This is a genomic window from Candidatus Chloroploca asiatica, assembly GCF_002532075.1.
GTDB classification, from domain to species: Bacteria; Chloroflexota; Chloroflexia; order Chloroflexales; family Chloroflexaceae; genus Chloroploca; species Chloroploca asiatica.
Genome location: NZ_LYXE01000045.1, coordinates 1 through 10,355 on the forward strand (window position 1 = coordinate 1; position 10,355 = coordinate 10,355).

The window sequence follows — 10,355 nt, forward strand, 5'->3', positions numbered from 1 at the left end:
CAGCGAAGCTGGCAAAAAGCACTACCATATAAGCAATTCTTGGGGGCCTGCGGCCCCCAAACCCCCCACCGGAAGGCCCGCGAGACGCTAACGTTCATGCATATGGGCTGCGCCCCACGCCCCGCCGGGGTGAGGGAAGATGCGAGGGAACCAGGTTGCCTCGCGCACCCTTCCTACGGTAGAGCACTATACCTGGAGCGCATTGTAGCGCCATTCTGGTCTATTGTCAAGTTATTGAGGTAATTTAGTATACTATTGATAGCGACTCAGTCGGCGCGCCCCTTCGCGGCATGCCAGCCCTGGCCAAGACCGCTTCGCGTTGCCCAGTCACAGTTGCTTGCCTTTAGGCGCGGAAGCCCAGCACGTTTACGGCTGGGAGGAAGCGCCCTGCTTGAGCGGCTTTAGCCCACAGCGCCGTTTGCCGCTTTCTATTGCCAAAAAATATGTTCTGTGGTACACTTGTTCGTGTGCAAGGCACGAAGCCGGTTCGCCGGTGGAGACGGTTGAAACGCACCTTGAAAACTGAATCTTGCCGGTTCCGTTCGGGAATCCTCGAACGGGTAAAAGGTTCAAGGTCGTATGCTTCTGCATCTGCACTCGCTGTCGGGTTCGCCCGACAGGGCCTTTGTCAGTAGGCCGAACGTCTCGGATGCTGACCTTCGGGTTCGTAGCGCCAGAGACAAGCCCAATCGTTTACGATTGGGTAACTGACCAAAGGGTTCGCCAGGTACACGCTCGCCCTGCCAGCGTGCGAGCAGGTCGCCGAGCAGACCAGACAGATCGGCAGCTTTCACGTCAGCTTGATAGAGCCTGGCCAGGCGGGTGCCAGCGGGGCTTCCGCCCACATAGACGTTGTACGTGCCGAGGCTCCGCCCGATGATGCCGATCTCCGCTGTGGGCGGGCGCGAGCAGCTGTTCGGGCACCCGCTTAGCCGGAGGTTGACCCGCTCGTTGCCGAAATCGCGAGCCTCTAGCTCGCCCAGGAGACTGGGCAAATAGCGCTCAGCCTCGGCCACAGCCAGCCCACATGTGGGCTGCGCCGGGCAGGCCATGGCGTGGCGGCGCAGTGTGGTCAGCCCGGCTTCACCCTCGACCGTGGCCATGCCGTATGCGGCAATCAGCGCCTCGACCTCTGTGCGGTGAGCGGGCGCGATGTGTGCCAGAACAATATTCTGCTGGGCGGTCAAGCGCACCTCGGCACCGGTCAGTTCCACAATTGCCCGCAACCCGGTGCGCACCTGCTGCGCACCCTCGTCCTTGACCCGGCCACTCGCTACCCAGATGCCCACCAGCCAGTTGCCGTTGGTCTGCTGCTGCCAGCCCAGGTGGTCGTGGGCGGCGTAGACGCCAACCTCCACCGGCGCGTCCAAGGCCCAGCCCAGCCGACGGGCCAACTCCTCGCGGAACCAGGCCACGCCACGATCCTCCAGCACATACTTTAGCCGTGCGTGCTTGCGGTTCGTGCGGTCGCCCTCGTCGCGGTAGATGGCGCTGGCCGCTTCGATCACTGCCAGGGCTTGTGCAGGCGGGAGGAAGCCGATCTGGTCGGCGAGGCGCGGAAAGGTTTCGGCCTTGCCATGGGTACTGCCCAGCCCGCCGCCCGCCAGCAGATTGAAGCCGCGGAGCGTCTCACCGTCCACCACCGCTTCCAGGGCCAGGTCGTGGGTGAAAAGATCAACGCAGTTGTCGTGGGGCAGCCCGATCGCCATCTTATGCTTGCGCGGCAGATAGGTGGGGCCGTAGAACGACTCCTCGCGATTGGGCGTGACCTTGACGTGCTTGCCGTCAGCAAGGATCCTCTCGCCGTCGAGCCAGAGCTCGTAGTAGGCGGTGCTCTCGGGGATGAAGCGATCGTTGATCTGCTGGGCTACGGCCTGGAGACTATAGTTGTGGCCGGGCAGCAGGTCGGCGACTGGACAAGCCATGATATTGCGGGCCACGTCACCGCAGGCAGCGTACGTGGTCACCAAGCGCTCGTTCAGCGCCTTGATCAGCGGCTTGAGCCTGGACTTGCCCACGCCGTGGAACTGCAAGCCCTGGCGTGTAGTGATACGCAGCGTGCTATTGCCGTAGCTCGTAGCCAGATCGTCGGCCAACAGGTATTGAACTGCCGTCATCCGACCGCTGTCGTCTGTGGCCGCGATAACCAGGGTAGCCCCGGCAAGATCCCCTGCGATAAAGACGCGCGCCACGTGCGTAATGCGCCCTGCGCGGTGCCACTCAGCTAGCGTAGACGTGAGCGTTGGACTGATCACGGTGGGACGTGCGTCCGCGTCGAGCAGCCCGGCAACCTTGCGCTCAGCAACTGCACCGCCGCCCACGACAATACAGTGGGCCTCTGTTAACTGGGTCAGGATCACGGGATAGCTGCTCTGTGCCATTGACTTCCAGCTTTTCCACTGAGGTAGCGTGACAGGATGTTACGTAATTTAATATAACTACTAGGTATTGTCAAGATAATCGAGTGATCCGAATCGACGCCATGTCAGGCCAAAAAAGAACTTGACAATCTTACGTTACTCAGTTATGCTTACGTCATTACCAACTGAATATCAACGCTTATCCAGAGAGGCAGAGGGACCGGCCCGATGAAGCCTCGGCAACCTCCAGGGAATCCCTGGAACGGTGCCAATTCCGGCAGCGACTACTGGAAGATGAGCGGGCAAGCCTGGATGGAAGCCCCTTCTACACGTGTGGAAGGGGCTTTTTACTAGAAGCAGCGGCCCCCGCACAAAGCTCAATGGAATGATGGAGGAACCCGCTATGCTTGCCACGACCGCGTACGACCTTGCCGCTGTTCGCGCCCAGATTGTCGGCCTTGACACGCCCCTTCCCCGTCGCGATGGCAGGGTAGCCCCCGCGATCAACCTCGATAATGCCGCCACCACGCCACCATTGCAGTCCGTCCACAATATCGTCGAGCGCTTTTTCGGCGTCTACAGCAGCGTCCACCGGGGTGCCGGGCTCAAGTCTCAGGCGGCCAGTGCGGCCTATGAAGACGCACGGGCCATCGTTGGTCGTTTTGTCGGTGCCCGCCCCAACCAGCACCAGGTCATCTTTACGCGCAACACCACCGAGGCCCTCAACCTGCTCGCCCATCGGCTTGAGCTTACCCCGGGCCAGGTGATCCTCAGTACCGAACTCGAGCATCACTCGAACGACCTGCCCTGGCGCGCCGTCGCTCCGGTGGTGCATATTCGTGCGACCGACGACGGAGCGTTGGATCTCGATCACGCTGCGGCGTTGCTCCGCCAGTACGCAGGCCGGGTACGCCTGCTCGCAGTCACGGGCGGTAGCAATGTCACCGGCCACCTGCCGCCGATCCACGACCTGGCGGAATTGGCTCATGCGGCTGGTGCCGAGATCGTGGTCGATGCAGCCCAACTTGCCCCTCACCGCCGCATCGACCTGGGCGATCTGAATGACCGCACGCACCTCGATTATGTGGCGATCTCAGGGCACAAGCTCTACGCACCCTACGGCGCTGGAGCCCTGATTGGTCGAGCCGACACCTTCCAACGAGGTACCCCGCTGCTCGCCGGCGGTGGCACCGTGCGCCGGGTCAGCGCGCGCACGGTCGATTGGGTCGATGGCCCAGCCCGTGATGAGGCTGGCACGCCGAATGCCGTTGGGGCGATTGCCCTGGCCGCCGCCTGCCTGGCCTTGGAGGAGATCGGGCTTGATGCCATCGCCGCCCATGAGGCTGAGCTGACCGCCTATGCCCTGGATCGGCTGGCCCAGGTGCCCGGACTCTGGCTCTATGGCGACCCCGACCCGGCCACCGCCGAGACGCGCCTCGGCGTTATCCCGTTCTGTCTCGATACCTATGACCCCCACCTAGTGGCGGCGATCCTCAGCTACGAGGCGGGTATTGCGGTGCGGAGTGGCAGCTTCTGTGCCCAACCCTATGTGCGCCGCTTGCTGGCCCGCGAGGAGGCCGGCTGCGAAGCTGGACAGGACGGGCTCGTCCGGGCCAGCTTTGGTCTGTATACCACTGAGGCCGAAGTTGATGCTCTGGTGGCGACGCTGCGTGCGATCACTGTCGGCGACTTCGACGGCTTCTACGAGCGCGATGCGCAGCGGGGGACGTTCCAGCCAATCGATTGGGATCTGGCCGTAGAGTCGCTCTTCCAGATCCAGACCACTCGCTGACCCGTTGGGAGGGGCTCGGGGAGGGCGTGCCCTCCCCGAAAAAACCTTCGTACTCTTCGTCAAACGAGGTTTGACGGACTACGAGTATCCTCCCTCCTGCTCGGCCAACTGGGCCTTGCGCACCTCGTCGGCGATGCGGTTGCTCACATAGCGCGCAACTTCCAGCAACTGCGGCGAGTCGCGTCGCACGGCCCACCGCTCTTCGGGCAGCGGCACCTCCACGATCTCCGTGATCACACCCGGGCGGGTGCTCATCAGCACCACGCGCTGCGCCAGACAGAACCTTCTGCTGCGCTGGGTACGGAAGATCGTCGCGTGGTTATACTTGACAATTTAGAGTAAGTATATTAAGATTAGGTCTGACCACCCATCTATCCTGATAGTTCTCGCTTGTCCTCTTCTGAAAGGAGCCGTTCTCATGACTTCTCCCGAGCCATTCACGTTCACGGGCTTCGATACACTCGCCCTGCATGCTGGACAGATCCCTGATCCGACCACTGGTGCGCGAGCCGTGCCGATCTATGCCTCGACCTCGTTCACCTTCAAGGATACCGGCCACGCCGCACGGCTCTTCGACCTTGAGGAGGTTGGGAACATCTACACCCGCGTCGGCAACCCCACTCAGGACGTGCTCGAGCAGCGCATTGCCGCCCTCGAGGGTGGCGTTGCCGCGCTCGCTGTGGCCTCGGGTCAGGCGGCGACCGCCTTCAGCATCTTCGCCCTGGCCACCGTGGGCGATAATATTGTCTCGTCCACCGACCTCTACGGCGGCACCTACACGCTCTTCCAGGAGGAGTTGCCCCTGCGCGGCATTACCACCCGCTTTGTGGACGGACGCGATCTTGAGGGCTTCAAGGCGGCCATCGACGAGCGCACCAAGGCGGTCTTTCTGGAACTGATCGGCAACCCGAAGCTCGATGTACTCGACCTGGAGGCCATCGCCGCCGTTGCCCACGCCGCTGGCGTGCCGGTGATTGTCGATGCGACCACGGTGACGCCGTACCTCTGGAAGCCAATCGAGCACGGCGCCGACATCGTGGTCCACTCGGCGACCAAGTATATTGGAGGCCACGGCACCAGTATCGGCGGCCTGATCGTCGACAGCGGCAAATTCAATTGGGCCAACGGGCGTTTCCCTGAGTTTACCGAGCCCACCCCGGCCTACCATGGTCTGGTCTACGTGGATGCCTTCAAGGAACTGGCTTTCATCACCAAGGTGCGCGTACAACTGCTGCGCAACATCGGTGCCGCCCTCAGCCCTTTCAATGCCTTCCTGTTGCTCCAGGGCCTGGAGACGCTGAGCTTGCGTGTGCAGCGCCACAGCGACAATGCCCTGGCAGTCGCGAAGTTCCTCCAGGAGCACGACAAAGTGGCGTGGGTACTCTACCCGGGCCTACCCGACCACCCGACCTACGCCCTGGCCCAGAAGTACCTGCCCAAGGGTCAGAGCGGCCTGGTCGGCTTTGGCATCAAGGGCGGGCGAGTGGCGGGCCAACGCTTCATTGAGCAACTCAAGCTCTTCTCGCACCTGGTGAATATTGGTGACGCCAAAAGCCTGGCGGTTCACCCGGCGACAACGACCCATCGCCAGCTCAGCCCCGAGCAGCAGCAGGCCAGCGGCGTCACCGACGAGTACGTGCGCCTCTCGATCGGCATTGAGGATATCAACGATATCCTGGCCGACCTCGAGCAGGCGCTCGCGAAGGCGTAAGGATGAGGGGTGTGGTCTGTATTTTCTTAGTGTTTTTGCATATCAAAAACACTAAGAAAATAACAAACTATTAAGGAGCTTGCTTTGACTGTTACGACGTATGCGACCTTACCGGTACTTGACTTGGTGCGCCTTGAGGCAGACCCCGAAGAGCGTGCGGTCTTCCTGGACGAGGTGCGTCGCACCGCCTACGAGCTGGGTTTCTTCTATGTCACCGGCCATGGCGTCGATCCGGAGCTGATTCGTCAGGTACTTGCGCACACACGCCAGTTCTTCGCCCTGCCCGAGGCCGAGAAGCTGGCGATCGCGATGGCCAACTCGCCCCACTTTCGTGGCTACAACCGCAAGGGTCAGGAGTATACCCGCGGTCAGCAGGACTGGCGCGAGCAGGTGGACTTTGGCCCCGAACGTGCGCCGTTGCCTGACGTGGCTCAACGCCACCACGCCGACTTGCTGGAACTGCCTGAGTTTCGCCCCCAGGTATAAAGAGGATGACCTATGACGCGTATTGATCTGCTTCCCGAGGACATAGCTGGCCCACTAATGAACGCGACGCTGGAGCGGCTCGGCACCGAGCCGGGCAGTGCCACTCATATGAAGCGAATCCTGGCCCATAGCCCGGTTGCGCTCCAGGCGTTGCTCGAATGGTATCCGCTCCATCACGCCGTGGAGGCGTTCCTTGGCCGCCGTGCCACGACGATCTTTACCCACGCGATCTCGGCCCAGACGGACTGCCTGATCTGCTCGTCCTTCTTCCGGCGCTGGCTCATCGAGGCCGGCGAGGATCCCGACAACCTTGCGCTCGACGAGCGCGAAGCTGCCCTGGCATCCTTTGGCCGCCAACTTGCCGCCGACAGCAACAATGTCGACGAAGGACTTTATGCACGCCTCGCGAGTTTCCTGAGCCCGACAGAGATCGTTGAACTGACCGCCTTCGGCGCGCTGATGCTGGCGACAAACGTGTTCAACAATGCCCTGCGGGTACCGCTCGATCCCTACCTAGAGCCGTTTCAGCGTCCCGAGTCTGCGGAGGCGACCAATGGCTGAGTTTGACGGCAAGGTGGCGTTCATTACCGGAGCAGCACACGGGCAGGGGCGGGCGGTCGCCCTGGCCCTGGCTCGTGCAGGGGCCGACCTTGCTGCCCTTGATGTCGCGCGTCCGCTTAGCTATCCTGGCTACCGCCTCGCTGGGGCCGACGAGTTGCAGACCCTCCAGACCGAGGTGGAAGCGTTGGGACGGCGGATTCTGACCTTTGCTGCCGATGTCCGCGATGAGACTGCGGTGGCGGCGGCAGTGCAACAGACCGCAACTGAACTGGGCCGAATCGACATCCTCTTCAACAATGCCGGTATCGCTGCGTATGGCTTGGCCCATGAACTGAGTGAAGAACAGTGGGATGCCATGCTCGATATTAACCTCAAAGGGGCATGGTTGACGGCCAAGCATGTCATCCCGCTGCTGATCGATCAGCAGCGTGGCGTGATTATCAACAACTCGTCGGTAGCCGGGTTGCGCGGCTTCGGACGGATGAGCCACTATACCGCTTCAAAGTGGGGCCTCACCGGGCTCACCAAAGCACTGGCGATCGAACTGGCCCCGTATGGCATCAGGGTCAACTCGATCCATCCCACTGGCGTGAATACGCCGATGAACGACGGCCTGGCCGCGCTCGAGGGCACGACACCCGAAGCCATTGCCGAACGCTCGGCGGGCAATCTGCTGCCCGTCCCGTGGATCGAGCCCGAGGACGTGGTCGAAGCAGTGCTGTTCCTGGCGTCCGACCGCGCCCGTTATGTAACCGGTACGCAACTGGTCATTGACGCCGGGTTGCTCACCCGCTAGGGCTGCGCTCGGTCGAGACGGCGCCCCTGCCGTCACCACTGGATCGTTTCTTTTATCAGGAGGTTTCCATCATGGTCCGCGAACTGTTCCAACCACTCCGCACCTCGTTGAACGAAAGCTGGCCGCTGTTTGCCGTCGGCCTTGGTCTGGCCGGATTATGGCGCGGTGCCCAGGTTACCAGCGAACTCTTGAGCATCCTTGTCTTGACGGGAGCTATTAGCGCCGATCAGGGTGTCTGATCGGCGTACTGCGAGCGCATATGCCCAGATGCACTACGGCTCCATACCAGCAGCATGCCGACGCTGCGACGCCGGACTATATTGCCGAACCTGACTGGCTGGTTCAACAGCAGGGAGGCCCCAACCTGCGCATCATTGATGTACGTGAGCGCACGGATTATCTCGCAGGTCATCTGCCGGGGGCGCTCTGGCTCGAGCGCAATGCCCTCAGCCTCACCCACAGCGACCACTCGGTCACGTTATTGCCGGGTGCCCTATTCGGCCGACTGGCGAGCCGGATGGGGATCGACGCCACGATGACCGTGGTTGTTTATGATGATGTGCGCGGCCTCCACGCGGCGCGCGTCGTTTGGGCGCTGCGGCGCTACGGGCACCAGCGTGCGCTGGTACTAAACGGAGGTCTTGAGCGCTGGCGTGCGGCGGGCTATGCCGTGACCACCGGGGTGTGTCTGGCCTATCCACGCGCCTTCACCTCTAATCCCGTCCAGGCGCACTGGGCCAGTCTGGGTTGGCTCTACACCCGGAGTAGCCATCGCGCCCTGTTGTTGCTCGACGTGCGTACCGAGCATGAGTATGCTGAGGCGCATCTGCCGAACGCGCGCCACTGGGAGTGGAGCAACGGTGCCTCAATGGGCGGGTGGGCACTACGCCGCCCGCCGGGCGAACTGCGCGCCGAATTGCTGCGCCAGGGCATTACCCCCGACCGCCGCATCGTCACCTATTGCAGCTCGGGTATGCGCGCCGCCCACACCTATCTGCTGCTGCGCAGCCTGGGCTATCCCGACGTGCGCGTGCTCGATGATGCATGGCGCGGCTGCACCCTGGGGTCGTAGTTTGCCTGGTACGTGAGGATCAGCGAAATCATAAATTATCTACACCTAGAGCGGAGGACTACTTTTCTGCTATGGTGCAGCAAAGCCGCACCGCAGCAGAAAAGGAAGAGGCTAGATTGCCACCTGTGGGGCCGACTCTTCCTCGGCGAAGAGGATGGTGCTAAGGTAACGCTCACCATTGCTGGGGGCAACAAAGACAATCAGCTTACCGGCATTTTCGGGTCGGCGGGCGACCTCCAGGGCCGCCCAGGCGGCGGCGCCGCTACTGATGCCAACCAGCAAGCCATCTTCTTTCGCTAAGCGCCGCGCCGTTGCTACGGCATCCTCGTTGGTGACTTGAATAACTTCATCAATTATATCGGTGTTGAGGATGGCGGGAATAAAGCCCGCCCCGATGCCCTGGATCTTGTGGGGGCCGGGCTTGCCGCCCGAGAGCACCGGCGAGGCTACCGGCTCGACCGCGATGGCCTTGAACGTCGGTTTGCGTGATTTGATCACCTCGGCCACGCCGGTGATCGTACCGCCGGTGCCAACACCAGAAATACTGCTCCACTCATCCCTTCGGGGCCAGGGGTGAGCACGAGCTCGGCACCATAGCCACGCAGCAACTAAGGATTGCTCACACATTGACACCCTGTGGTTGCAATGCTATGATAAAGCTGGATTCTTACGTATTCTGCTTCACAATTCGAGGCCACCGTGCGCATTTCCAGCAAAGGTGATTACGGGCTGCGGGCGCTGTTTGATCTCGCGCAGCGCGTCGGGCAAGGACCGATTCAGAGTGACGAGATCGCCCGACGCCAGGGGATCCCCATAAACTATCTGAACCAGCTCTTGATTACCATGCGCCGGGCGCACCTGATCGAGAGCTTGCGTGGACCCCAGGGCGGCCATTTGTTGGCCCGTCCCCCCGAAACCATCACGCTGCTAGAAGTACTCACTGCCCTTGAGGGGCCGCTGCTACCTGATGAACCAACCCGTGAGGGGCTCAGCGCGAGTGTGCCCGAAGATGTAGCTCTGGTCAACGAAGTCTGGACTGAGCTGCGTGGTCGGCTCGAAGCCATGCTTGCCACTATCACGCTCGACGACATCTGCCAACGTAAGCGCCAGCACTCCGAGCAGGTGATGTACTACATCTAATCGCTACCCTCGCCTTCAGTTGCTCATCGAAGATGATGACGCTGGGGTCAAAGACGATCAATGCTGGCGGCTCCTCGAGCGTGACCACGAAGACGCCCCTACCCCCGCCATGACCCCATATTGCCTCATCTTTGACTCTTTTTGACTCATTGACACATGTGTGCAATAACGGTACGATACGCTTATCCTCTGGGGATGCGGCGCTGGGCGCACTGAGGGAACCCGTCAGGGGGCCAGCATGGCCGCTTCAGCGTCAGCTATCGGCCCACCAGCATCTTGACGAGGGAGATGCTTGATGGACGTTCCCATGTGAAGAAGGTGTCGTTCGGGTGGTCTACCGATGCAGACCACCGCAGTGCCGCCACCTCGTCGGAGGTGGTCAATGAAGCTGACGCATCGTCCGCGCATCACGGCGCATGTGTGCCACGTTCCCGGCG

11 protein-coding genes and 1 riboswitch are annotated in these 10,355 nt (G+C 61.8%); of the genes, 8 read left to right on the top strand and 3 right to left on the bottom strand.

Annotation, left to right across the window (positions count from 1 at the left end; translation table 11 throughout):
- Positions 1 to 569 precede the first annotated feature (569 nt).
- Positions 570 to 2,381 (bottom strand): NADPH-dependent assimilatory sulfite reductase hemoprotein subunit, encoded by a 1,812-nt coding sequence (locus A9Q02_RS03970; RefSeq protein ID WP_097651066.1) that lies wholly within the window; start codon positions 2,379 to 2,381, stop codon positions 570 to 572.
- Between the two features lie 175 nt (positions 2,382 to 2,556).
- Positions 2,557 to 2,661, top strand: a riboswitch (SAM riboswitch).
- Positions 2,662 to 2,763: 102 nt separating this feature from the next.
- Here A9Q02_RS03970 and A9Q02_RS03975 point away from each other — a divergent pair.
- The gene (locus A9Q02_RS03975) at positions 2,764 to 4,152 is read left to right on the top strand and encodes an aminotransferase class V-fold PLP-dependent enzyme (protein WP_097651067.1); all 1,389 of its coding nucleotides are present in this window, start codon (positions 2,764 to 2,766) and stop codon (positions 4,150 to 4,152) included.
- A gap of 78 nt (positions 4,153 to 4,230) precedes the next feature.
- Here the strand turns inward: A9Q02_RS03975 and A9Q02_RS03980 are convergent, their stop codons facing one another.
- Positions 4,231 to 4,407 (bottom strand): hypothetical protein, encoded by a 177-nt coding sequence (locus A9Q02_RS03980; RefSeq protein WP_216361437.1) that lies wholly within the window; start codon positions 4,405 to 4,407, stop codon positions 4,231 to 4,233.
- 163 nt (positions 4,408 to 4,570) lie between these two features.
- Between A9Q02_RS03980 and A9Q02_RS03985 the strand changes: the two genes are divergently transcribed.
- The 6 genes from A9Q02_RS03985 (at position 4,571) to A9Q02_RS04005 (ending at position 8,778) form a co-directional block, all read left to right on the top strand.
- Entirely contained in the window at positions 4,571 to 5,863 is a 1,293-nt protein-coding gene (locus A9Q02_RS03985; RefSeq protein ID WP_097651068.1) for an O-acetylhomoserine aminocarboxypropyltransferase/cysteine synthase family protein, read from the top strand.
- Between the two features lie 84 nt (positions 5,864 to 5,947).
- Entirely contained in the window at positions 5,948 to 6,349 is a 402-nt protein-coding gene (locus tag A9Q02_RS03990; RefSeq protein ID WP_216361438.1) for a 2-oxoglutarate and iron-dependent oxygenase domain-containing protein, read from the top strand.
- Positions 6,350 to 6,361: 12 nt separating this feature from the next.
- Complete coding sequence (locus A9Q02_RS03995) at positions 6,362 to 6,910, top strand: carboxymuconolactone decarboxylase family protein (protein WP_097651070.1); 549 nt, start codon at positions 6,362 to 6,364, stop codon at positions 6,908 to 6,910.
- Positions 6,903 to 7,706 (top strand): mycofactocin-coupled SDR family oxidoreductase, encoded by an 804-nt coding sequence (locus tag A9Q02_RS04000; protein WP_097651071.1) that lies wholly within the window; start codon positions 6,903 to 6,905, stop codon positions 7,704 to 7,706. Before A9Q02_RS03995 ends, A9Q02_RS04000 begins: the two co-directional genes overlap by 8 nt.
- A 71-nt stretch (positions 7,707 to 7,777) precedes the next feature.
- A complete protein-coding gene (locus A9Q02_RS24100) occupies positions 7,778 to 7,945 on the top strand; it encodes a hypothetical protein (RefSeq protein WP_172450607.1) in 168 nt (55 codons plus the stop codon).
- A gap of 20 nt (positions 7,946 to 7,965) precedes the next feature.
- Positions 7,966 to 8,778, top strand: a complete 813-nt coding sequence (locus tag A9Q02_RS04005; RefSeq protein WP_097651072.1) for a sulfurtransferase — start codon at positions 7,966 to 7,968, stop codon at positions 8,776 to 8,778.
- Between the two features lie 111 nt (positions 8,779 to 8,889).
- Here A9Q02_RS04005 and A9Q02_RS04010 read toward each other — a convergent pair whose 3' ends face one another.
- Positions 8,890 to 9,285 (bottom strand): pyridoxal-phosphate dependent enzyme, encoded by a 396-nt coding sequence (locus A9Q02_RS04010; protein WP_281256867.1) that lies wholly within the window; start codon positions 9,283 to 9,285, stop codon positions 8,890 to 8,892.
- Positions 9,286 to 9,477: 192 nt separating this feature from the next.
- Here A9Q02_RS04010 and A9Q02_RS04015 point away from each other — a divergent pair, with 192 nt between their 5' ends.
- The gene (locus tag A9Q02_RS04015) at positions 9,478 to 9,918 is read left to right on the top strand and encodes an RrF2 family transcriptional regulator (protein WP_097651073.1); all 441 of its coding nucleotides are present in this window, start codon (positions 9,478 to 9,480) and stop codon (positions 9,916 to 9,918) included.
- Positions 9,919 to 10,355 lie beyond the last annotated feature (437 nt).

Bases quoted from the DNA above. Each gene is read 5' to 3' on its own strand.
- A9Q02_RS03980 (WP_216361437.1), bottom strand. From the start codon at position 4,407: ATGAGCACCCGCCCGGGTGTGATCACGGAGATCGTGGAGGTGCCGCTG.
- A9Q02_RS03995 (WP_097651070.1), top strand. From the start codon at position 6,362: ATGACGCGTATTGATCTGCTTCCCGAGGACATAGCTGGCCCACTAATG.
- A9Q02_RS04005 (WP_097651072.1), top strand. From the start codon at position 7,966: ATGCCCAGATGCACTACGGCTCCATACCAGCAGCATGCCGACGCTGCG.
- A9Q02_RS24100 (WP_172450607.1), top strand. From the start codon at position 7,778: ATGGTCCGCGAACTGTTCCAACCACTCCGCACCTCGTTGAACGAAAGC.
- A9Q02_RS03985 (WP_097651068.1), top strand. From the start codon at position 4,571: ATGACTTCTCCCGAGCCATTCACGTTCACGGGCTTCGATACACTCGCC.
- A9Q02_RS04000 (WP_097651071.1), top strand. From the start codon at position 6,903: ATGGCTGAGTTTGACGGCAAGGTGGCGTTCATTACCGGAGCAGCACAC.
- A9Q02_RS03975 (WP_097651067.1), top strand. From the start codon at position 2,764: ATGCTTGCCACGACCGCGTACGACCTTGCCGCTGTTCGCGCCCAGATT.
- A9Q02_RS03970 (WP_097651066.1), bottom strand. From the start codon at position 2,381: ATGGCACAGAGCAGCTATCCCGTGATCCTGACCCAGTTAACAGAGGCC.